The organism is Actinacidiphila glaucinigra (assembly GCF_900188405.1).
Classification (GTDB): domain Bacteria; phylum Actinomycetota; class Actinomycetes; order Streptomycetales; family Streptomycetaceae; genus Actinacidiphila; species Actinacidiphila glaucinigra.
In genome coordinates, this window is sequence record NZ_FZOF01000018.1 from 126,503 (window position 1) to 149,331 (window position 22,829).

14 protein-coding genes are annotated in these 22,829 nt (G+C 74.4%); 11 read left to right on the plus strand and 3 right to left on the minus strand.

Annotated elements, in window-relative coordinates:
- Positions 1–63: 63 nt before the first annotated feature.
- From CHF15_RS28820 to CHF15_RS28830, 3 genes are all read left to right on the plus strand, one after another.
- Positions 64–303, plus strand: a complete 240-nt coding sequence (locus CHF15_RS28820) for a DUF397 domain-containing protein (protein ID WP_018561140.1) — start codon at positions 64–66, stop codon at positions 301–303.
- A 384-nt stretch (positions 304–687) separates the two neighbouring features.
- A complete protein-coding gene (locus CHF15_RS28825; protein ID WP_089226815.1) occupies positions 688–3,570 on the plus strand; it encodes an ATP-binding protein in 2,883 nt (960 codons plus the stop codon).
- Positions 3,571–3,619: 49 nt separating this feature from the next.
- The gene (locus CHF15_RS28830) at positions 3,620–4,120 is read left to right on the plus strand and encodes a hypothetical protein (protein ID WP_089226816.1); all 501 of its coding nucleotides are present in this window, start codon (positions 3,620–3,622) and stop codon (positions 4,118–4,120) included.
- Here the strand turns inward: CHF15_RS28830 and CHF15_RS28835 are convergent.
- Positions 4,083–6,092, minus strand: a complete 2,010-nt coding sequence (locus CHF15_RS28835) for an N-acetylmuramoyl-L-alanine amidase (RefSeq protein ID WP_089226817.1) — start codon at positions 6,090–6,092, stop codon at positions 4,083–4,085. The two genes, CHF15_RS28830 and CHF15_RS28835, sit on opposite strands and share 38 nt — an antisense overlap.
- Before the next feature lie 318 nt (positions 6,093–6,410).
- Complete coding sequence (locus CHF15_RS28840; RefSeq protein WP_089226818.1) at positions 6,411–7,505, minus strand: aminoglycoside phosphotransferase family protein; 1,095 nt, start codon at positions 7,503–7,505, stop codon at positions 6,411–6,413.
- A gap of 395 nt (positions 7,506–7,900) precedes the next feature.
- On the opposite strand from CHF15_RS28840, the gene CHF15_RS28845 reads away from it, so the two are divergent.
- Positions 7,901–9,376: a DNA-binding protein NsdB gene (locus CHF15_RS28845; RefSeq protein ID WP_089226819.1), complete on the plus strand. Its 1,476-nt coding sequence runs from the start codon at positions 7,901–7,903 to the stop codon at positions 9,374–9,376.
- 278 nt (positions 9,377–9,654) lie between these two features.
- On the opposite strand, the gene CHF15_RS28850 is transcribed toward CHF15_RS28845, so the two are convergent.
- Entirely contained in the window at positions 9,655–11,142 is a 1,488-nt protein-coding gene (locus CHF15_RS28850) for a PP2C family protein-serine/threonine phosphatase (protein ID WP_089226820.1), read from the minus strand.
- A gap of 348 nt (positions 11,143–11,490) precedes the next feature.
- Between CHF15_RS28850 and CHF15_RS28855 the strand changes: the two genes are divergently transcribed.
- The 7 genes from CHF15_RS28855 (at position 11,491) to CHF15_RS28890 (ending at position 22,782) form a co-directional block, all read left to right on the plus strand.
- The gene (locus tag CHF15_RS28855) at positions 11,491–12,915 is read left to right on the plus strand and encodes a hypothetical protein (RefSeq protein WP_089226821.1); all 1,425 of its coding nucleotides are present in this window, start codon (positions 11,491–11,493) and stop codon (positions 12,913–12,915) included.
- A 488-nt stretch (positions 12,916–13,403) separates the two neighbouring features.
- Positions 13,404–14,525, plus strand: coding sequence for a glycosyltransferase family 4 protein (locus tag CHF15_RS28865; protein ID WP_089226823.1), 1,122 nt, complete (start codon positions 13,404–13,406; stop codon positions 14,523–14,525).
- On the plus strand, positions 14,522–15,676 hold the full coding sequence (locus tag CHF15_RS28870; protein ID WP_089226824.1) for a glycosyltransferase: 1,155 nt from the start codon (positions 14,522–14,524) through the stop codon (positions 15,674–15,676). Before CHF15_RS28865 ends, CHF15_RS28870 begins: the two co-directional genes overlap by 4 nt.
- Positions 15,673–16,659: an SGNH/GDSL hydrolase family protein gene (locus CHF15_RS28875; protein ID WP_245939085.1), complete on the plus strand. Its 987-nt coding sequence runs from the start codon at positions 15,673–15,675 to the stop codon at positions 16,657–16,659. Before CHF15_RS28870 ends, CHF15_RS28875 begins: the two co-directional genes overlap by 4 nt.
- Before the next feature lie 4 nt (positions 16,660–16,663).
- A complete protein-coding gene (locus CHF15_RS28880; RefSeq protein ID WP_089226825.1) occupies positions 16,664–20,266 on the plus strand; it encodes a hydantoinase B/oxoprolinase family protein in 3,603 nt (1,200 codons plus the stop codon).
- 43 nt (positions 20,267–20,309) lie between these two features.
- Positions 20,310–21,860: a hypothetical protein gene (locus tag CHF15_RS28885; protein ID WP_089226826.1), complete on the plus strand. Its 1,551-nt coding sequence runs from the start codon at positions 20,310–20,312 to the stop codon at positions 21,858–21,860.
- A 40-nt stretch (positions 21,861–21,900) separates the two neighbouring features.
- Positions 21,901–22,782: a hypothetical protein gene (locus tag CHF15_RS28890; RefSeq protein WP_089226827.1), complete on the plus strand. Its 882-nt coding sequence runs from the start codon at positions 21,901–21,903 to the stop codon at positions 22,780–22,782.
- Positions 22,783–22,829: the final 47 nt, after the last annotated feature.

A 22,829-nucleotide genomic window follows, 5' to 3' on the forward strand; every position in this document is an offset into this window, starting at 1 on the left:
CTGTCCGGGCCCCGGCACGGTCGCTAGGCTGGCCCGGACGACGGAGTCGGGAGGAGAACGGACGTGGCCGAGAGCACGATCGGATCGCCGTTGGCCAACGGGAAGAAGCCGCAGCTTGATCTGGCCAACGCAACATGGCAGTCGAGCAGCCAGGGCACGGGAGACGTCCAGATCGCCTTCGTCGAGGGCTATATCGCCATGAGGGACGGCCGGAGCCCCGAGGGCCCCTCGCTGATCTTCACCCCGGCGGAGTGGCGGGCCTTCGTCCTCGGGGCCCGCGACGGCGAGTTCGACCTCACCTGACGGAACCTCACGGGTGCGCCGGCGGCCCGCCCCCGCCTTTGGCGGCGAGCCGCCGGCGCACCCGGCCGGGAGCCGGCGCGCAGGCCGTGTCCGCCGGCCGGCCGCGCCCGTTGTGCGCCCCCTTGCACATGTATCTGACGGGCCGTTATGTCATCGCCGCGAGGCATGTGCCACAGGCATCGCGGCGGCGCGTTCCCGCATGTGGGCGCACCTGATCGAGCACAGTCGATCATTCCGCGGACGATTTTGAACAGCCGTCACCAGTTCGCATTTATCCACTCACGCAGGGTCCCCGGTGGCGTACGCTGAGGTGCCAACGGACAGGTGTCCGAGTAACACCGGCGCGCTCCCGGCGCGCGCCGGATCAGGGGCAGGGGGTGCACTATGGCGCGGCGCACACCGAAGTCCCGGAGGCCGCTCCTCGAACGCGAGGCCGAACTCGTGGCCGTCGACGAGGCGCTGGCCGAACTCACGGGCATACGGACCGAAGGGGGCCACCCCCGCAGCGGCACACGGCGTGGCGGCGTGCTGGCCTTCGCCGCCCCCGCGGGCCTCGGCAAGACGACCCTGCTCGCGGAGACCCGGCGCCGTGCCTCCGCCCTCGGCTGCACCGTCCTGTACGCCCGCGGCGGGGACCAGGAACAGGGCGTCGCCTTCCACGTGGCCCGCCAACTGCTCCAGCCCCAGCTCGCCGGAGCCGGCGACGAGGTGCTCCGCTCCACCCTCGGCAGCTGGTACGGCATCGTCGGCCCCGCCCTGGGACTGTGCACCGACGGCGCGGGCGCGCCCCCCGACCCGCAGGGCCTCGCGGACGGACTCGACTGGGTGCTCACCCACATCGCCGTCCGGCGGGCCCCGGTGGTCCTCGTGCTCGACGACGCCCACTGGGCCGACCCCGAGTCCCTGGGCTGGCTGGCCGCCTTCGCGCCCCGCGCCGAGGAACTCCCGATGCTCCTCGTCGTGGCCTACCGTCCCGACGAACTCCCCGCCCAGGCCGAGGCGTTCCGCGGGCTGCCCGACCGCTCCGGCACCCGTCCGCTGGGCCTGGAACCGCTCAGCGCGGCCGCCATCGGCCGGCTCGTCCGCGAGACCGTGGGCGAACACGCCGACGAGGCCTTCTGCCGCGAGGCCTGGGCCGTCACCGCCGGCAACCCCTTCGAGGCCGTGGAGCTCACCGCCAAGGTCCTCGACCGCGCACTGCGGCCCGACGAGTCCAGTGCGCACCTCCTGCGCGACCTCGCCGCCGCCGCCAAGGGCAGCGGACTCATCGCCCGCCTGGAGCGCCTGGGCACCTCCACCGTCCGCATGGCGTGGGCCGCCGCCGTCCTCGGCACGTCCATCTCGCCGGCGATCGCCGCGAGCGTGGCGGGCCTGGGCGGCGAGGAGGCCGCCGACGCCGCGGACCGGCTGCGCAAGGCCCGCATCCTCACGGGCAGTGACGTGCTGGAGTTCGTCCACCCCCTCATCGCCACCGCGGTGTACCGGGCGATCCCCGACGCCGTCCGGGTCGCCCTGCACGGCCAGGCCGCCTGGTCCGTCGTGGACGCCGGGCTCGGCCCCTCCGCGGCCGCCCGCCACCTGCTGGAGACCCACCCCGAGGGCGACCCCTGGGTCGTCACCCAACTGCGCCAGGCCGCCCGGGACACCGCGCGGGCCGGCGCCCCCGACGCGGCCCGCCGCTACCTCGCGCGGGCGCTGCGCGAGCCGCCGCCCTTCGAGGACCGGGCGGCCGTGCTCTTCGAACTGGGCTGCTCCTCCCTGCTCACCGAGCCGGCCACCACCGTCAACCACCTGCGTGCCGCGCTCGAGGAGCCGATCGTCGACCCGGCGATGCGGGACGCGATCACCTACCGGCTCTCCCAGGCGCTGGCCCACTCCGACCGGCTCGGCGAGGCCGCGGACACCGTCGGGCAGGCCGCCCGTACCGCCACCAACGCGCGGGCCCGGCTGCGGCTGCAGGAAGAGCAGTTCATGTGGGACGCCTTCCGCTCAGACGAACCGGACTCCCCGGCGCGCTCCCGCAGACTGACCCGCCTCGCCGACCGGCTGACCGGACGCGACCTGACCGAGCGCTACATCATCGGACTGCGCGCCTGGGACGCCACCCTGCGCGGTGAGCCCGCCGAGAGCGCGCTGCGCCACTCCGACCGGGCCCTGGAAGGCGGCCTGCCCTGGGCCAGCGAGGACTTCGGGTTCGAGGTCCCGGTCCTCGTCGCGATGACGTACATGTACGCCGACCGGCCCGGCCGGGCCGAGGAGCTCTTCGCCGCCGGCATCGGCGACTACGAGCGCCAGGGCTGGCGCGGCGCCCACCTTGCCTTCGGCTACTCCCTGCTCGGCTACGTGCGGTACCGCCGCGGCCGGCTCGCCGAGGCGGAGGACTTCGCCCGCGACGGCCTGCGGCTGGCCGACCGCGTCGGCCGCGGCACCCCGGTCGTCTGGTACACCGTGGCGATCCTCGTCGAGATCCTGCTCGCCCGGGGACGGGTCCGCGAGGCCACGGCCCTCGCCGACGACTACGACTTCCGCGAGCCCTTCCCGGCGGCCGTCACCTTCCCCGACGCGCAGACGGTCTACGGACGGCTGCTGCTCGAACGGGGCATGGTCAACGAGGCCATCGCCCAGCTCGAGGCGTGCGGTCGCCGGCTCGACCCCCGGGGCATGCGCAACCCCGGCTGGTCGCCGTGGAAGCTCCACCTCGCGCTCGCCGAGGCCCGGGACACGCCTGAGCGGGCCCGTGCCACCGCCGCCGACGCCGTCGAGCGCGCCCGCCAGTACGGCACCGCGTCCGCGATCGGCCAGGCGCTGCGGGTCTCCGCCGAGGTGGCCGCGGAGTCCGACCGGCTCAAGCTGCTGCACGAGGCGGTCGCGCACCTGGAGCGCTCACCCGCCGGCTACGAGCTGGCCCGGGCCCTGGTCGACCACGGCGCCGTCCTGCGCCGCGAGGCCCGGCTCCACGAGGCGGCCGAGCAGCTCTACCGGGGTCTGGAGACCGCTGTCCACTGCGGCGCCGAAACCCTGGCCGAACGCGCCCGTGACGAACTCGCCGCCGCCGGACTCCGCCCGCGCAGGCTCCGCACCACGGAGACCGACGCCCTCACCGCCCAGGAACGGACGGCCGCCTCGCGGGCCGCCCGCGGCGAGGACGACGAGCAGATCGCCGCGGGTCTGGGCACCGACGTGGAGAGCGTCACCCGTCTGCTCTCCGCCGTCTACCGCAAGATCGGCACCGACCGGGCGGGCCTGGCCAGGGCCCTGGCACCGTAGCGACGCGACCCCGGGCACACGGGCCGCCCGGGGACCGTACGATGGGCGCATGTCGTTCCTCCGCCGCCGCAGCGCCGCAACGCCCACAGGGCCGGAATTCGACGTCCTGGCCATGGACCCGGGCGACTGGCCGGGCGAACTCGGCGCCGGGCTGCTGCCCGGGGAGGACGGCAGCTGCCAGGGCATCTTCCTGCGCTACGACCTCTTCGGCGGGCGCGGTCCCGCCATGCTGATCGGCAACCTCCCGGAGGGCTCGCCCGCCCGCGACCTCGAAGAGGGCCAGATCCCCTTCGAGGTCGCGCAGCTGATGCTGGCCCTCGGCAACGACGAGCCGGTGGAGGTCGTCGGCACCGAGGACACCCCGGTCATGCACGGTGACAACCTGCTGATCGTGCGCAAGGTGAAGCTCTCCGAGGGGCGCATCGCCTGCACGCAGTTCGACCGCAGCGACGGCGTCCAGGTCACCATCGCGACCTGGGACCGTCCGATCACCGACGACCTCTACCAGTTGCTCAAGCCCCTCCCCGCGGAGATGTTCCAGCAGGGCTGAACGGGGCCCAGGAGGGCCGCAGGGTCACGTCCCCGGCCTTGACCCAGGCCACCCGGTGGCCGAACTGGATCTCGTAGTAGCGCTGCTCGCCGCGCACCACCACGTGCTGGGAGGCGTCGAAGGTGACCGCCCGGTAGTACTCGCCGCGCGTCGCCTGGCCCACCGCGTAGCTCTGGCCCGCGAGGAGCCGGTACGGCAGCGGGGCTTCCGGCTGCACCGGGACCCCCGCCGGGTAGGCGGACGCCTCCGGGTAGGCGCGCCCGTACACCGGGACCTCGGCGCGGCCCTCCTTCGGCGTGACCAGCAGGCCCGTGGCGGGCAGTGCGGTCCGGTGCCCCCTGGGGTCGTGGAACCAGGCCTTCTGGCCGAGGTACCAGATCGCCGTCCAGTCCCCGCGCCGCTCGGCCACCGCGAACTGCTGGCCGGTCGAGGCGCGGGCACCGGTGTCGTTCACCCCGGTCGTCGAGGGGGCCTCCCCGTGCAGTCCGGTGTCCTCCACGAGCGGGGCGTCCTCGCGCGGCTCGGTGTACAGCCGGACGGCCGTGGAGCCGCGGGACGGACAGGTGTCGCCGGCGCTCGCGCACCCCGTGTAGACGGGCCGGTTGGAGACGAGGTCGGGGGCGATCGTCACCAGGGCGCTGCCCGGCCCGGCGGTCTGCCGGAAGGGTGCTCCGAGCAACCGGAAGTAGTGCGCCCAGTCCCAGTACGGGCCGGGGTCGGTGTGCATCCCGGGGATGTTCGCCGGGGTCGGCCCCGGGACGTTGTCGTGGCCCAGGATGTGCTGCCGGTCCAGCGGGATGCCGTTGCGCAGGGCCAGGTAGCGGACCAGCCGCGCGGACGCACGGTACATGGCCTCCGTGTACCAGGTGCCCGGGTCGGTGAGGAAGCCCTCGTGCTCGATGCCGACCGACTTGGCGTTGACGTACCAGTTGCCCGCGTGCCAGCCGACGTCCTTGGTCCGCACGTGCTGGTCGACGTGGCCGTCCGCGGAGCGGATCGAGTAGTGCCACGCCAGGTAGTCCGGCTTCTGCACCAGTTGGAGGGTGGTGTCCCAGGTCGCCTCGGTGTCGTGGACGACGATGTAGTCGATCTTCTGGTCGTGCGGACGGTCGGCGAGGTCGTGGTTGCCGTAGTCGTCCGTGCCGTACTCCTCGTACGGGGCCGGGAGCCACTCGCAGGCGATCGTGCGCGGGCACTCCGTCCCGTCCGCTGAGACGGTGCGCAGGCCCAGGGAGCGGAGCCGGGAGGTGTCCGGTGCGAGACCGGGGTGCGCGGCGAGGGTGAGGGTCTCACCGTCGTCCGTGGTGCGTGTGACGCCGTCCCGGATGACCTGGAAGACGTCGTCGGCGAAGACCGAGGCCGTGGCGGAGTCCTCGGCGCCCGAGTAGCGGGCCACCGCGCCGTACCAGCGCGCCGGGTCCGGACTCAGCGGCGCACCGAGTGACTTCTGGGCCTGGGCCAGCAGCGCCGCGCCGCCCTCGACGTTGGCCGCCGGGTCCTCGCGCAGCTCCTCGGCGCGCAGCCCGGTCAGTCCGGCGGCGCGGTCCAGCGTCGTGAGCGTCGGCGGCAGCGCGCGGGTGTCCACGGTGGGTGGTCCGACGTCGGTGAGGGGACGTCCTACGTCGCCGCGCGGGTCGTCACCGCCATCACCTCTTTGAGGGAAGTCGGTGAGCGCCGCCCGGGCGTCCGTCAGGTGCATGGGGCCGTATCCGGCGGTGACGCTGGGCAGCCCGCGGTGGGAGTCCCAGCGCGACTCCAGGTAGGCCACGCCCAACAGCACGCTCTCCGGCACGTGGTGGTGCTCCGCGGCGTCCCTGAAGGCCTGCCGGAGCGGTACGTCCCGCTCTTCGGGGGCCGCGCCCGCCGCGGGGAGCGGCGACAGCGCGGAGAGCAGGGCGCCGACGGCCACGGTGACCGTTGCGGCGGTGACGACCTTGCGCGGGCGTCTCGCGTTGTGGGGGGTTCCTCGCACTGCAGCCTCCTGTGGTGACGCACGGGGCCGTTCGGCACCACAGGGGTATCCGCTGGTCGACGATCCGTCAACTGTGCGGTGGAATCACCGTTTACGCATGTCAGCGCCCGTACGGGAGCTTTCCCCGCACGGGCGTCGTGGCCTGCGGTGCGTCAGTGGACTGGACCACCGGCGGTGCCGCCCCGGCTGTGAAGCCGCTCGGGCGGCACCGCGACGGCACCGGAGGACACTCCCCTGGACCCCGGGTCCGCGACCGCGGTGCGTCGCCGTCCGCCACGCACCGGTTCCTCCCCTTCCATCCGGGAACCGGCCGTGGGATCACCTGGTGCCGACGGCGGCCCTGACGGCCCGCCGGGCGAGGCCCGCGTCGTCGTGCAGCCGGCGCAGCAGCAGTCGCTGCTCCTCGCCTGCCTCGCCCGTGCCCGGACCCACCGGGACGGTGCTGCGCATCGTGCGCTGCACGGCCGTCTCGTAGGTGCGGATCTCGCGGGTGACCACCAGCATCAGGTTCACCAGGAAGGCGTCCCGCGCGATCGGTCCCGCGGCCTGCGCCATCTGGCTGATCTGCCGCCGGGTGGCCGGGTCGTCGCCCAGGATCATCCAGAGCACCGCCAGGTCGTAGCCGGGCAGATACCAGCCCGCGTGCTCCCAGTCGACCAGCACCGGGCCGGCCGGGGAGAGCAGGATGTTGGAGAGCAGGGCGTCGCCGTGGTTGAACTGGCCCTGTGCGTGCGCCAGTCCGTGCAGCAGCTTCTGCAGGTCACCCATGTCGCGGTCGGTGAGCAGTCCCAGCTCGTGGTAGCGGGACAGCCGCGCCGCGTAGTCGATCGGGGCGTCGAAGACCCCGGCCGGCGGACGCCACATGTTGACCCGGGAGATCGCACTGAGCGCCATCCGCACATCCGCCCGCGGCGGGGCCTCCGAGGGGTGCCGCTGCAGGGCCGCGACCCGTCCGGGCATGCGCTCCAGGACGAGGGTGCAGCTCTCGGGGTCGGCGGCGATCAGCCGCGGCGCCCTGACCGGCGGCCGGTGCCGTACGAACGCCCGGTACGCGGCGATCTCGTGCCGGTACCGCTCCACCCAGGCGGGGGAGTGGTCCAGCAGGCACTTGGCGACCGCGGGGGCGCGGCCCGAGGTGCCGACCAGCAGCACCGAGCGGCCGCTGCGCCGCAGCATCTGGACGGGCGTGAACTCGGGGCAGATGCGCTGCACCGAGGCGATGGCCGAGCGCAGCTGCGCGCCTTGGGGTCCGGTCAAGTCGAGCCTCCCGCTGAGCGGATGGGAGGTCCCCGGCGCGCCTCGGCGCGGAGCGGGCAGCACCGGGCGAGGACGTATGGCGGTCCCTGTCCCGGTGAACCCCGGGATCCGGGTCGGCCGGGGCGGTGCGGACACGGAGGACGATGCTGAATACATATGGGGAGACAGATCCCTTCGTGTGCCAACGAGCTCTTGACGAGGTGGCGGGGCCGGCGCGTGGACGGATCCGGAGCCGGAGTCGGCGTCCGGTCCCGCACCCTGGGGAATGCGGGTCCGGGCCGGCGGTCCGAACTGTCCACGCGCCGTACGCCCCTCGCGTACCAGTACGCACATGCCTCTCGAGTTGTTCAACGCTGATCGGCGTTTTTCGAAAGTTGTTCATATGCGACCGTTCGCGAGCCGGCGAGTGCCGGGCCGGGTGGCGCGTTCCTACCTGACCACCGCATGCGGGTGGCAGACCATCTGGCGCACCCTGGCGAACCATGGCGAATGCTCGCGGCGGCGCTGACCGGCCGTTAGTGTCAACAGTGCCGAGGAACCTGGGGGCTTGGATGGACAAGGAAGCCAACACACGGCTAGCGGACCTGTTCGCACTCACCGGATGGTCCAAAGGAGAGCTCGCGCGACTCGTCAACCGGCAGGCGGCGGCCATGGGCCACCCGCAGCTGGCGACGGACACCTCGCGCGTGCGCCGCTGGATCGACACCGGTGAATCTCCCCGCGAACCCGTGCCGACCGTGCTGGCGGCCCTGTTCACCGAGCGTCTCGGCCGTGTCGTAACCATCGAGGATCTCGGGTTCGGCCGGCATCGGCATACGGGAAGGAAGCAGTCCGTCAGCGCCGACGGACTGCCCTGGCCACCGGAGCGAACAGCCGCGGTCCTCACCGAATTCACGGGAATGGACCTCATGCTCAACCGACGCGGTCTGGTGGGCGCGGGAGCCGCGCTTGCCGCGGGTTCCGCACTCAGCAGCGCCATGTACGACTGGCTGCACACCGATCCGGCGCTCGCGGCCGACGCCCCCACCACCCACGACCCCTTCACCGCCGACGCCGCCTCCTACGACCGCTACGAGGCGGCCCCCGTCGGCTCCCAGGAGATCGAGGCGCTGGAGCGCTCGGTCGAGGTGTTCCGCGCCTGGGACGCGTCCCGCGGCGGCGGGCTGCAGCGCAAGGCGGTGGTCGGACAGCTCAACGAGGTGGGCGGCATGCTCGCCTACCAGCACCCACCGCACCTCAAGCGAAGGCTCTGGGGCGTGGCGGCCAACCTCGCCGTCCTGGCGGGCTGGATGTCCCACGACGTGGGCCTGGAGCCCACCGCGCAGAAGTACTTCGTCATCGCCGCGCACGCCGCCCGCGAGGGCGGCGACCGGCCGAGGGCCGGCGAGGCGCTCTCACGCGCCGCCCGGCAGATGGTCCACCTGGGCCGGCCGGACGACGCCCTGGACCTGATGAAGCTGGCGCAGTCCGGTTCCGGGCACGAGACCCTGCCGCGCACCCGGGCCATGCTCTGCACCATCGAGGCCTGGGCACAGGCCTCGATGGGGCACGGCCAGGCGATGCGCCGCACCCTGGGCAAGGCCGAGGACCTCTTCGCCACCGACCGCGGCGACGTCCCGCCGCCGAGCTGGATGCAGATGTTCGACGAGGCCGATCTGCACGGCATGCAGGCGCTCGCGTACCGGACCCTCGCCGAGTACGAGCCGCTGGCCGCACGGACGGCGCAGCAGCACGCCAAACAGGCGCTGGAGCTGCGCGACAAGGGCCGGGACCGGTCCAACATCTTCGACTACATCTCACTGGCTTCGGCCTGCTTCATCGCCGACGACCCGGAGCAGGCGGACCGCTACGCGCGACTGGCGCTGCTGACCATAAGGCAGAACTCGTCGCTGCGTACCTGGGACCGGTTGCGGGAGATGTACCGGCTGACGGCCCGCTACTCGGACTTCACGAGGATCCAGGACCTGCGTGAGGAGATCGAGATCGCGCTGCCGAGCGGACCCCAGCGCAGGGGCCCCGTGATCTGAGCGGAGCACCGAGCGGAGGACGTGGACGACGGGGATGTCACAGGCCTCACAGATGCCGCAGGCATCGCAGGCATCGCGGACATCGATGCGCGGGACCAGCCGACTCGACGCCGAATGAGCCGGCTCTCCCGGATGCCCTCCCCGTGTCGACACATCGACATGTCCATGCGCGGCCGCCGGATCCGCACCCGTATGGGGGTGCGGGTTTCGTGCGGGGCGCGTGAAAGGTCGGTGCCGGATCGGTGGCACAGCTGTGGACCTCGGCGCAGCCGTACCCCTTAGTGGAATGTGGCGATGAGCACGCAGGCGTCGTCCTCGCGCTCGGGGGTGCCGAGTTCCTCCACCACGATGCGCACGCACTCCTGAGGGGTACGGGCCCGGGCGAACCTCGGGCCGAGTCCCAGCAGGTGCCGCACCGCGGCGGCCGCGTCCGAGGCCGCCACCGGGCCGGAACGGCGCGGCAGCAGGCCGTCGGTGTGCAGCACCAGCAGGTCGCCGGGGAGCAGTCGCTCGGTGACCTGGCCGTACTGCGCGCCCGACGTGGCGCCCAGCAGCACGCCCTCGGGCGCGTCGAGCGGCCGCCCCGTCCCGTCGCGGAACAGCAGCGGGGCGGGGTGTCCGGCCTGCGCCCACACCAGGGAGCGGTCCTCCGGGCGGTAGCGGCAGCACAGGGCGCTGCCCAGCGCGGGTTGCGCGGAGCTGTCCAGCAGCTGGTTGAGCCCGCCGAGCAGCGGGGCCGGGTCCAGCCCCGTCATCGCCATCCCGCGCAACGCGCCGAGGAGCATGGCCATGCCGGAGGTGGCGGAGACCCCGTGCCCGGTCAGGTCGCCCACGGTGAGCAGGGCCGAGCCGTCGGGCAGTTGCAGCGCGTCGTACCAGTCGCCGCCGACGAGGGCGCCGGTCGAGGAGGGGAGGTAGTGGGCGGCCAGGTCGATCGTGGTGGGGCCGCCCTCCTGCGGGAACCGCAGGGAACCGCGCCACGGCGGCAGCACGGCTTCCTGCAGCTCGACCGCCAGCCGGCGCTCGGTCTGCGCGATCTGCCGCTCGCGCTGCAGCGAGTCACGGGTCTCACGCAGCGTCCGCTGGCTGCGGCGCAGTTCGCTGACGTCGCGGAGCACCGCCCACATCGAGGCGGTGGCACCTGCGGCGTCGAGCACCGGCTCGCCCACCATGTGCACCGTACGCACGGCACCGTCCGGGCGGACGATGCGGAACTCGCAGTCGATCGGCCGGGCGTCCACCAGGCAGCCGGTCACGGCCGCGGTGAGGGTCTGCTGGTCCTCGGCGAACAGCCAGGAGGGCAGCTCGTCCAGGGTCAGCGGCCCGTCCTCGCGGGTGCGGCCGAAGATGCGGTACAGCTCCTCCGACCACTGGACACCGTCCGTGACCAGGTTCCACTCGGCGCTGCCGGCCCGCCCCAGCGCCTGCACGGCACCGGGGACCGGTGCGGGGACGGGCACCTCCCGGGACGCGCGGGCCGCGTGGACGGCGGCGCCGGGCTCGGCGGCCGCCTCCCGGTGTCCGAGGTCGGGGAGGCCGTCACGCAGCTGCCCGAGGTGCGCGCCCAGGTCGTCGAGCTGGTGGACGGCGAGGTCGCACAGCGCGCGCTGCCAGCGCAGCTGCGGGTCCTCCTCGTCCTCGGTGGCGGCGTCGCGACGCACGGCGTCCACCTTGCCGCGCAGCTGGCGGGTCTGGGAGATGAGCGCGTCCACGGTGCCGGGCTCAGGCTTCGCGGTGTCGCGATCCTCATGCAAATGGGGCGGCATGACGCTCTCCGAACATGTCTCCGAACCGGGCGCCGGCCTCAACGGGGGCCGTACGGATGGGCCAGTCACGACTCTTGCACAAGGAGTGATGGCCCGTAAGGGTTTCTGCAATACCCGATCCGGTGGTGCTGCAGGCATATGCCAGAAGCCTGGGGTGCCCCCACGCTCGGAGGACTCCGCGGAATGCCTCGGTCCGGGTAAGCTGCGGGACTCCGCCCGTGAGCGTGCCCACGGGCTGCCCGGGTGCCGTGCAAAGGGTTTGAACCCGGGACGATCTGCGAAGATACCTCGCAGCCGGTAACGGAAAATCCCGTTGCCAACCAACCCCCCGCACCGGATGCTGACCTCATGTTCGACCCCGACATAGCGCCCAGCGGTACCCTTCTCGGCCTCCTCCAGAGAGGACGCGGAGACGGGACCCTGCACGCCCTCGCGGCGCAGCGAGCCGACGCGCTCGCCGCGCTGGAGCAGTGCGTCCTGCGCGACCCCCGCCACGACTGGCGCGTGGAGTCCCGCTCCCTCTATTACGCGCGCCTCTACTCGGAACTCGAGGGCCCGCTCGACGGGATCGAACAGCACCTCTTCCACCCCGACGACATCATCAGCCCCGACGAGCACCGCTGCGGCCTGGCCCTGTCCGTCCTCGGGCACCTCGCCGGCTACGGCCGCAGGGACGCCGTCCTGCTGCTGCGCCGCTACGCGGCCACCGGCGGCAACTGGGAGTGGGCCCTGGACGAGCTCGCCGTACGCGACGAGGACGACGCGCTGCGCGCGCTCGGCCCGGCCGTGCTCGCCCGTTTCCCCATGACCACGGAGGGTGACGGCCAGCTCGCCGCCGCGCTCCGCGAGGCGTACGAGCCGCGGCCCTGGCGGTTGTGGGCCGAGGATCCGGACCCGGCCGTCTCCGAACGCGTGCGCAAGGCATCGGAACAGACCGCCTTCGACCGTTGGCAGCGCCAGATGCGGCCCGCCGGGCCGACCCCGGGCTGGAGCGTGGGCGCCGTGCTCGAATGGGCCCAGGAGGGCCTGGCCGCCCACCCGCCGCAACACCGCGACGCCCCCGCCGCCCGCTGCCTCGCCGCCGTCGCCGGCCCCGAGGACCGCGAGGAACTCGTCCGGTCGGCCCGCGGCGGTCCCGAGGCGGCCCGCGCGGCCGCCCTCCGCCACCTCTCCGACCGCCAGGACCGCGAGGCCCTCGACCTCATCGAGGCCGCCGCCCTCTCCGCGTCCGAAGTCGTCGCCCGCGCCGCCGTCGAGTCCTTCGAGCGGATGCGCAGCGTCGCCGCCCTCACCCGGGCCCGCGCCTGGTCACGCCGTGAGGACGCGCTCGGCGCGGCCGCCGCGCGCATGCTCGCCTGTCGCGGCGGCGAACAGGACGCCGACCGCGTCCTCGGCGCGCTGCGCCGCCTCGTCCAGCGCGAGGGCGCCGACGCCGAGGGCCTGGCCGCGCTCGTCGAGGGGGCCGGCCGGCTCGCCATCGACTGCGCCGCCCCCGTGCTGCGCCACGTCTACCGCGAGACCAGCTCCTCGCAGGTGCGCGGCGTCGCCGCGCACTCCCTCGGCCGCACCGATCCCAGCTTCGGCGCCGGACTCGCCGTCGAGTGCCTGTGGGACTGCGAGGAGACCACCCGCGAACTCGCCGCCCGTACGGCCACGACCGCGGACGTCCGCGTCCTGGCCAGGCTGCGCAGCCTCGCCGCGGATCCCGCGGAGGAGGCCGAGGTCCAGACCGCCGTCCGCGGCCGCCTCAGCTCCGGAGACCCCGCGCGCTGACCCCGGGCCGCGCGGTCGTCGCCGTCCGCTCTTGTCCCGCCGTCAGGCTGCGGAACCGGCGGGGGAGGACGGCACAGGCCGACAGCCGCGGGAACTCCCGGAGCGGCCGGGCGCGGACGGCACCCGGCGCCGACCGGAACGGGGAGCACGGCGGTTGGTGATGCGGCCAGGACGACCGGCCGGCCGAGGGCGGGCACCCGGTCACCGGCATCCACACCCTGACGGGGCTCCCCCCAAACCCCCCGCGCGCCCTGAGGGCTGCCACCGCCTCGCCGAAGGGCTCGGCGCCGGCCTCCCGCTCGCCGCCCTGACCGCCGAACCGGTGCTCAGCGGCGAACTCCCGCCGGGACCGTCGAGCGGCGCCCGAGCCCCCGTCGGAGCCGCGCCGCGGCCGGAAGGCCCGATCCGGAGCCAACGCTCACGGCACGTTCCCCAAGGTGAAAGATCCACGTGACCCGGACAACGCCCGGGGAGCCGACAACGTCCGTATGCGAGTAGCCATCGTCACGGAGTCCTTCCCACCCGACGTCAACGGAGTGGCCCACTGCGCGTTGCGCACGGCCGAACATCTGGTCCGCAGGGGCCACGAGCCCCTGGTCATAGCGCCGGCCGGCCCGCACGAGTCCACGGCGGGCGACGAACCCTGCCCCGTCGTGCGCGTGCCGTCGCTGCCGCTGCCCGGCTACCCGCAGGTCCGGGTGGCGCTCCCCGGCCGCAGGACCGCGGCGGCGATCGCCGCGCACCGTGCCGAACTCGTCCATCTGGCCAGCCCGTTCATCCTCGGGGTGCGCGGCATGGCGGCGGCCACCCGGCAGCACATCCCCGCGGTCGCCGTCTACCAGACCGACCTGGCGGGGTACGCCCGCACCTACCTGAGCCTCGGCGAGAGCACCGCGTGGCGCCGGATCCGCGCCGTGCACACGGCGGCCGACCGCACGCTCGCCCCGTCCAGCGCCTCCCAGCAGGACCTGGAGGCGCACGGCGTCCCGCGCGTGCACCTGTGGCCGCGCGGCGTGGACTCCGTGCGCTTCGACGCGGCCCACCGCGACGAGGCGCTGCGCCGTGAACTCGCCCCGAACGGCGAGGTCCTGGTCGGCTACATCGGCCGGCTGGCCCCGGAGAAGCACGTGGAGCTGCTGGCCGGCGCCTGCCGGCTGTCCGGGGTGAAGGTGGTCGTCGTCGGTGACGGACCGAGCGCGCCGGGGCTGCGCGAGGCGCTGCCGGGCGCGGTGTTCCTGGGCCGCCGCACCGGGCACGACCTGGCGCGGATCTACGCCTCGCTCGACGTCTTCGTGCACACCGGGCCGTTCGAGACGTTCTGCCAGACCGTCCAGGAGGCGATGGCCAGCGGGCTGCCCGTGGTCGCCCCCGCCGCCGGCGGTCCGCTCGACCTCGTCGACCACGGCCGCACCGGGCTGCTCGTGCCGCCCGGCGACATGGACGCTTTCACCGGCGCCGTACGGCTGCTGGCGAGCGCTCCGGCGATGCGCGACCAATTCGGCGCCGAGGGGCGCGCCGACGTGGCCGCGCGTACCTGGGAGGCCGTCGGCGACCTGCTCCTGCAGCACTACGCGCAGGTGCTCGACGCCCGTACGGCGGTGGCGGCATGACCGGCCGGCTGCGCATCGTCCGGCTGGCGAACTTCGTCACGCCCACCTCCGGAGGCCTGCGCACCGCGCTGCGCCACCTCGGCGAGGGCTATCTCGCGGCCGGCCACGACCCGGTCCTGATCGTCCCCGGTCCCGCCGCCAAGGACGAGACCACCTCCCAGGGCCGCGTCATCACGCTCCCCGGCCCCCTGGTGGCCGGCACCGGCGGTTACCGTGTGCTGACCGGCCGGGCCCGGCTGGAGGCGGTGCTGAACGGCCTGCGCCCCGACCGCCTGGAGGTCTCCGACCGCACGACGCTGCGCTGGACCGGGGAGTGGGCACGCCGCCGCCGGGTGCCGTCCGTCATGGTGTCCCACGAGAGCGTCGACGGTGTGCTGCGCACCTGGGGACTGCCCAGCGGCCTCGCCCAGGGTGCCGCCGACCGGCTCAACCGCCGCAGCGCGCACGTGTACTCGCGCATCGTCTGCACGACGGCCTGGGCTGCCGCGGAGTTCGAGCGGATCGGGGCCCGCAACGTCGTGCGGGCGCCGCTCGGCGTCGACCTCGAGGCGTGCCACCCGGCGCACCACGACCCGGAGTTGCGCGCCCGGTACGCCGGAAACGCCGAGGTGCTGCTGGTGATGTGCTCGCGCTTGTCCCCCGAGAAGCGGCCGGGACGCGCCCTCGAGGCCCTCGCCCACATGCGGCACCGGGGCGTGGACGCCGTCCTCGTCGTCGCCGGGGACGGGCCCATGCGCGCCCGTCTGGAGGCCCGGGCCCGGGAGTCCCGGCTGCCGGTCACCTTCCTCGGCCACGTCCCGGTCCGCCGCGCCCTGTCCTCCCTCCAGGCCACCGCCGACGTGGTCCTGGCCCCGGGCCCGGTGGAGACGTTCGGCCTGTCCGCCCTCGAGGCCCTCGCCTGCGGCACCCCGGTCGTCGCCAGCGCGCTGTCCGCGCTGCCCGACATCCTGGGCCCGGCCGGTGCGGCCGCAACCGACGACGGCCCCGCCTTCGCGGACGCCGTCGGCCACCTGCTGTCCCGTCCCGAGCCCATGCGCCGCGCCATCGCCCGCGCCCAGGCCGAGCGTTACGGCTGGCCGACCGCGGTCAGCGCCTTCCTCGCCGCCCACGACGCCGCACCCCGGCTCTCCGTCCCGGAGGTCACGCCATGACGACGGGCACGCAGGCGCCCACCGTCCCCGGACGTCCCAGACCCGCGGCCCACCTGCCCGCCGGGCCCGGTGCCGGTGCCGGGCCCGGGACCGGGGCCGCGGCACCCGCCCAGCCCGGTGGCGCCTCCACCGGCATGAAGGAGATACGGTTCGCCGCGCTCGGCGACTCGCTCACCGAGGGCCTCGGCGACCCCGTCGCCGCCGGCTGGCGCGGCTGGGCGCCCCTCCTGGCGCAGGGGCTGGCCGCCGAACCCTCGGCCGTGCGCCTGCTCAACTGCTCCCGCAGCGGCGCCCTCACCAAGGACGTCGTCGAGGAGCAACTGCCCCGCGCCCTCGACCACCGGCCGCACCTCGCCTCCGTGGTGATCGGCGCCAACGACACGCTGCGCGGCAGTTTCGACATCGAGACCGTCGCCCGCCGCCTGGACACCGTCCTGGCCCAACTGCGCTCCCACGGTGCCGAGGTCCTCACCGCCTGCCTGCCGGACCCCGGCCGCATGCTGGGCCTGCCGTGGCCGCTCGCCCGCCCGCTCGGCCGCCGGATGGCCGCGCTGAACCAGGTCGTGCACGTCCTGTCCGAGCGGTACGGGGCCGTGCACCTGCACGCCGCCCGCCACCCGTGGGTGGCCGACCGCGCGTCCTGGAGCGCGGACCGGCTGCACCCCAGCGAACTCGGCCACCGGCTGCTGGCCCGCGAGTTCCACGACCTTTTGGCGGCCCGCGGCCTGTCGGACGGCGAACCGCCGTCCACGACCCCTGGCGGGCCGGGACCGGGCGCCGCGGCGAGCGTGTGGTGGATGGCGACCAAGGGCACCCGCTGGGTCGCCGACCGCTGCACCGATCTGCTGCCCGACCTGCTGCGGCTCGCCGGCCGGGAGGCCCGGCACCGGCTGGCGGGCACCGACGGCCTGCTGGACCTGCGCTCCCGGGACGCCACGGCCGGTGCGCTGGCCCGCCTGGGAGGGACGTCCCTGGGACAATGAGGGGGTGACCGGACGCTGGGAGTTCTGGATCGACCGGGGCGGCACCTTCACCGACGTCGTCGCCAGACGGCCCGACGGCGGCCTGGAGACGTGCAAGCTGCTCTCCCACGACCCCGGGCGCTACCGGGACGCCCCTGTCGAGGGCATCCGGCGCATGCTGGGCCTGGGCCCCGGCGAACCCGTGCCCGCCGACCGGATCTCCTCCGTCAAGATGGGCACCACGGTCGCCACCAACGCCCTCCTGGAACGCAAGGGGGAGCCGACCGTCCTGGTCGTCACCGAGGGCTTCCGCGACGCGCTGCGCATCGCGTACCAGAACCGGCCGCGGCTCTTCGACCGCAGGATCGTCCTCCCCGAGGCGCTCTACGAGCGCGTCATCGAGGTCCCCGAACGCGTCGACGCGCACGGCGAGGTCGTCCGGCCCCTCGACCCCACCGCCGTCGGCGCCGCCCTGCGCGAGGCCCGCCGGGACGGCCTGACGAGCGTCGCCGTGGTCCTGCTGCACGGCTACCGCCATCCCGACCACGAGCAGGCCGTCGCGCGGGCGGCCCGCGAGGCCGGATTCGACCGGATCAGCTGCTCCCACGAGGTGAGCCCGCTGATCAAGCTGATCCCGCGCGGCGACACCACTGTGGTGGACGCCTATCTGTCGCCGATCCTGCGCCGCTACGTGGACGAGGTGGCCGCCGAGCTGCGGGGCGTCCGGCTGATGTTCATGCAGTCCAACGGCGGGCTCCGCGAGGCCGGCCACTTCCGGGGCAAGGACGCCGTGCTGTCCGGCCCCGCCGGAGGGGTGGTCGGCATGGTCCGCGCCTCCGTGCAGGCCGGGTTCGACCGGGTCGTGGGCTTCGACATGGGCGGCACCTCCACCGACGTCTCCCACTGGGCGGGCGAACTGGAACGAGTCCTCGGCACCCAGGTGGCGGGCGTGCGGATGCGGGCGCCCATGATGAACATCCACACGGTGGCGGCGGGCGGCGGCTCCGTGCTCCACTTCGACGGGCAGCGCTACCGCGTCGGCCCCGACTCCGCGGGCGCCGACCCCGGCCCCGCCTGCTACCGGCGCGGCGGCCCGCTGACCGTCACCGACGCCAATGTGATGCTCGGCCGTGTCCAGGCGGCGCACTTCCCGGCCGTCTTCGGCCCGGACGGCGACCAGCCGCTGGACACCGAGGCCGTCCGCGCCGGTTTCGCGCGGCTCGCCGACGAGGCCGCCGCCGCGACCGGCGACCGCCGCACCGCGGAGGAGGTCGCCGCGGGCTTCCTGGAGATCGCCGTCCTCAACATGGCCGGCGCGGTCAAGAGGATCTCCGTGCAGCGCGGCCACGACATCACCCGCTACGCCCTCACCAGCTTCGGCGGGGCCGGCGGGCAGCACGCCTGCGCGGTCGCCGACGCCCTGTCCGTCGACACCGTCGTCGTGCCCCCGCTGGCCGGTGTGCTGTCGGCGTACGGGATCGGCCTGGCCGACGCCACCGCCATGCGCGAGCGCTCCGTGGAGACCGCGCTCACCGAGGACGGGCGGGCCGCCCTGCGGGAGGCCCGCGACGAACTCGACGGCCTGGCCCGCGCCCAACTGCGCGAGGACGGGGTGCCCGACGCCACCGTCGAGACCGTCACCCGCGTCCACGTCCGCTACGCCGGCACCGACGCGGCGCTTCCCGTGCCGTTCGGGACCGTCGAGGCCATGCGCGAGGCGTTCACCGCCGAGCACCGCACCCGCTACGCCTTCACCATGGACAAGCCCCTGGTCGTGGAGGCGGTATCGGTCGAGGCGATCGGCTCCGCGGGCCCGCAGGGACGCCACTTCGTGGAGCTGCCGCCCCGTGAGGGCCCGCTGCGACCGGCCGCCGGTGTGTCCCTGTACGCGGGGGGCCGGAGGCAGGACTGCCCGCTGTTCCTCAGGGACGGGATGCGGCCGGGCGACACCCTGGACGGGCCCGCCGTGATCGCCGAGGCCGACGCGACGACCGTCGTCGACCCCGGCTGGCGGGCCGCGGTCGGCGAGCACGGCCACCTCCTGCTCACCCGGGTGCGGCCGAGGCCCGGCCGGGTGGCGGTGGGGACCGAGGTCGACCCGGTGATGCTGGAGATCTTCAACAACCTCTTCATGTCGATCGCCGAGCAGATGGGCGTCCGCCTGGAGAACACCGCCCACTCCGTCAACATCAAGGAGCGCCTGGACTTCTCCTGCGCCCTGTTCGACCCCGAGGGCAACCTCATCGCCAACGCCCCCCACATCCCCGTGCACCTCGGCTCCATGGGCGAGTCCATCAAGGAGGTGCTGCGGCGGAACGAGGGCACCATGCGCCCGGGCGACGCCTACGCCGTCAACGACCCGTACCACGGGGGCACCCATCTGCCCGACGTCACCGTCGTCACCCCCGTCTTCGACGAGGAGGGGCGGTCGCTGCTCTTCCTGGTCGCCTCGCGCGGCCACCACGCCGAGATCGGCGGCCTCACCCCCGGATCGATGCCCGCCTTCAGCCGCACCGTGCACGAGGAGGGCGTCCTCTTCGACAACTGGCTGCTGGTGCGCGACGGCCGCCTGCGCGAGGAGGAGACCCGCGCCCTGCTCGCGGACGCCCCGTACCCCTCGCGCGACCCGGACACCAACATCGCCGACCTGCGCGCGCAGATCGCCGCGAACGAGAAGGGCATCGCCGAGCTGCGGCGCATGACGGGGCAGTTCGGCCTCGACGTCGTGCACGCCTACATGCGGCACGTGCAGGACAACGCCGAGGAGTCCGTGCGGCGCATCGTCGCGGGCCTGGACGACGGAGAGCGCGCGTACGAGACCGACAACGGCGCGGTCGTCCGCGTCGCCGTACGCGTCGACCGCGAGGCGCGCTCCGCCGTCCTGGACTTCACCGGCACCTCGCCGCAGCAGGAGGGCAACTTCAACGCGCCGCGGTCCGTGGTCATGGCCGCCGTGCTCTACGTCTTCCGCACCCTCGTCGCCGACGACATCCCGCTCAACAGCGGCTGCCTCAAGCCGCTGGACGTCCGCGTCCCCGAGGGCTCGATGCTCGCCCCGCGGTACCCGGCGGCCACCGTCGCCGGCAACGTGGAGACCTCCCAGGCAGTCACCGGGGCCCTGTACGCGGCGCTCGGGGTGCAGGCCGAGGGCTCCGGCACGATGAACAACGTCACCTTCGGCAACGACCGGTTGCAGTACTACGAGACGGTGGCCAGCGGGGCCGGGGCGGGCGAGGGCTTCGACGGCGCCGACGCCGTCCAGACCCATATGACCAACTCCCGGCTCACCGACCCGGAGATCCTCGAGTGGCGCTACCCCGTCCGCGTCGAGGGCTTCGCCCTGCGCGACGGCAGCGGCGGCGAGGGCCGGTGGCACGGAGGCCGCGGCGCCGTGCGCCGCATCCGCTTCCTGGAGCCCATGACGGTCGCCCTGCTGTCCGGCCACCGGCGCGTCGCCCCGTACGGCCTGGCGGGCGGCGGGCCCGGCGCGCTCGGCGAGAACCGCATCGAGCGCGCCGACGGCACCGTCACCCCGCTCGGCGGGGTCGACTCCGCCGACGTGGGGCCCGGTGACGTCCTCGTCGTCGCCACGCCCGGCGGGGGCGGCTACGGGGCCGCCGGCGCCTGAGGGGTTCCGCACGCGCGGTGCCCGGACCGTGCCGTTTGGGACGATGTCGGTCCGAGCGCCTAGTCTGTGCGTCGTGACCACGACCGTTCCGCACCAGCTCAGCGGCGGTGTCCGGCCCGCGCCGGGCCCGGCCGCCGACGAGGGCCTGGCCCGCCGGCTCAAGGCCCTGGCCTGCACCGCGCCGCTGCACGACCTCGACGCGCGCAAGGCCAACCTCGCGGGCGAGTACTCGGTCTACGCGATGGCGGAGATCGCCCTCGCCGCCATCGACCTGGTCACGCTCAACATGGACTTCGACACCGGCGCCGACCACGACCAGATAATCTCCCGGCTGCTGCCCCGCATCGCCGCCCAGGCCCCCGGCCGTCCCGCCCCCGAGCACGAGCGGGTGGGCCGCTGGGTCCTGGAGAACCTGATCAACGTCGGCAGCGTCGACCGCGGCTTCCGCGCGGTCTACGGCACCTTCGGCGCGGACGGCGCGTATGTCCGCCGCGACTACGACTTCAAGCTGATCGAGGAGGTCCCGGGCCGCGACGGCACCGTCTACCTGCGCACCACCGACGAGGCCGTCAACGTGCTCGTCGGCGCCCTCGACACCGACGTGACCAGCGCCCAGATCGCCGCCGAGGTCAAACTCGAGGTGCTGATCAACCGGGGCCGGCTCGCCGACGCCCAGCTCGCCGCGGAACAGGCCCGCTACCGCACGGTGCAGTACGCCGAGACCCTGCGCCGCGCCCTGGACGCCACCCGCCGCAACGTCCGGGCCGTCGACTGGATCCGCACCGTCCCCGACATGATCGCCGAGGCGCTCGACCACGTCGCCGACCGCTACCGGCACGAGAACGCCATCCTGACCAACATCCGCAAGGCCAGGGACGAGTCGGAGGACCCGGAGCACAAGCGCCGCGCCGCCGAGCTCGTCGACATCGTCAAGGACTGCATCCGCCGCCACACCCAGCTGCAGTCCCGGCTGCTGGAGGCCGGCCCGATCTTCCGTGCCGAGCAGGACCGGCAGGCCTTCGCCGCGCCCCGCGGCGGCGCCCTCGTCGGCATGCTCGACCTGTACGGGCAGCTGGTCGCGCCCGTCCTGCCGCTCCCGGTGGAGCAGGCCACCCGCGTCACCGACGCCTGGTTCGCCCGCGGCACGGGCCTGCGCACCCCCGCCTCGGTACGCGTCACCGACCTCGTGGACGCGCTGCTCACCCCGCCGGTGGAGCGCGAGCACCTCGGCGCCGAGATGCCCGAGCCCGACCTCGTCGCCACCCCGGACGACAGCCGGTTCAGCGAGGAGCAGCTCGAGACCGCCCTGGAACTCCTCGACCTGCCCCACGACGCCCCCCGGCGGCTGTCCGGACTGCTCGCCGAGGCCCGCCGCCTCGACCCCGAACTGCCCTACCTGGTCGCCCTGCTGGCGGTGCACGCGGCCAGCCCGCCGGTCGGCACGGCCTACCGCCAGGGCGAGGAGCGGCTGCTGTTCGCCGTGGACGACGGCACAGAACTGGACGACCCCGAGTTCGGCGGCGCCGACCTGATCGTGGGCACGGCCCGGCTGGACGCCGCCGGGATGGCCGCCGAGCGGTCCGAGGCGGCGTGACGATGAGCGAACCGACCATCCGCACCGAGGAGACGACCCCGTGAGCGACCAACGCGACGGCGAGAGCACGCAGCCGCCCGCGGCGGCCCCCGGCCCGGCGGCCGTCACCCCCGGCGACGCCGCGGACGCCGCCCGCCTCGTCTCCTTCGGCCTCCAGCCGAAGCTGCTGCCCGCGCGCGACATCGAGTACGCCGAGCTGATCCGCCGCTACCGCGAGGAGCCCCTGTTCTCGCGGCTGGCCGACGCCGTGGCCGCCGGCCTCGGCCTGGTCGTGCTGGAGGTCTCGGCGCGGGCCGGCATGGCGCTGGCCGCCGGGGAGGACTCGGTCTTCGCCGTCCGCATGGGCGACTACTCCCGCCGCGCCGCGTCCGACGCGGGCGACCGCTTCCTGCACGGCCTCGCCCACCTCGCCACCGCCGCCATGGCCTTCCCGCGACCGGAGGACCTCGCCGACGACGCGTACATCGGGCGCGTCACCGTCAACGGCATCGACGGCTTCCTGCGCCAGGCCTGCCGCCGGCTGGAGGAACGGGCCGAGGAGCAGGGGGAGAACACCGACCCGGCAACCGACGCCCCCGGCCTGGAGGCCGCCTGGCGGGTCTATGTGCGCCGCAGCTCCACCGGCGCCACCAAGGACGCCCGGCGCCTCGCGGGCTCCACCACCGGCATCGTGGGCAAGGCCGTCTCCTTCCTCGTGGACTCGGGGTTCCTGCAGCGCACGGGTGACGAGTCGGGCGGCACGTACCGCACCACCGCCCGCTACCAGCTCCAGGTCCGCGACATGGCGGGCAGCGCCGCCATGGCCGAGCTCCTGGACCTGGGCATCGTGCCCCGGCCCGGCGAGTCGGCGGCGCTGATGCCCGCGGAGGAGGGCGAGGACCTCGGCCTCGTGGCCGGGGCGGGCCTGCCCTTCCACTCCTGAACGGCGGCCGTCCGCCCCCGGATCCCGCCGATCCACCCGTACCTGCC

Coding starts and splice junctions, on each gene's coding strand:
- CHF15_RS28825 (WP_089226815.1), top strand. CDS start 688: ATGGCGCGGCGCACACCGAAGTCCCGGAGGCCGCTCCTCGAACGCGAG.
- CHF15_RS28830 (WP_089226816.1), top strand. CDS start 3,620: ATGTCGTTCCTCCGCCGCCGCAGCGCCGCAACGCCCACAGGGCCGGAA.
- CHF15_RS28840 (WP_089226818.1), bottom strand. CDS start 7,505: ATGTATTCAGCATCGTCCTCCGTGTCCGCACCGCCCCGGCCGACCCGG.
- CHF15_RS28845 (WP_089226819.1), top strand. CDS start 7,901: ATGGACAAGGAAGCCAACACACGGCTAGCGGACCTGTTCGCACTCACC.
- CHF15_RS28850 (WP_089226820.1), bottom strand. CDS start 11,142: ATGCCGCCCCATTTGCATGAGGATCGCGACACCGCGAAGCCTGAGCCC.
- CHF15_RS28855 (WP_089226821.1), top strand. CDS start 11,491: ATGTTCGACCCCGACATAGCGCCCAGCGGTACCCTTCTCGGCCTCCTC.
- CHF15_RS28865 (WP_089226823.1), top strand. CDS start 13,404: ATGCGAGTAGCCATCGTCACGGAGTCCTTCCCACCCGACGTCAACGGA.
- CHF15_RS28870 (WP_089226824.1), top strand. CDS start 14,522: ATGACCGGCCGGCTGCGCATCGTCCGGCTGGCGAACTTCGTCACGCCC.
- CHF15_RS28875 (WP_245939085.1), top strand. CDS start 15,673: ATGACGACGGGCACGCAGGCGCCCACCGTCCCCGGACGTCCCAGACCC.
- CHF15_RS28885 (WP_089226826.1), top strand. CDS start 20,310: ATGTCGGTCCGAGCGCCTAGTCTGTGCGTCGTGACCACGACCGTTCCG.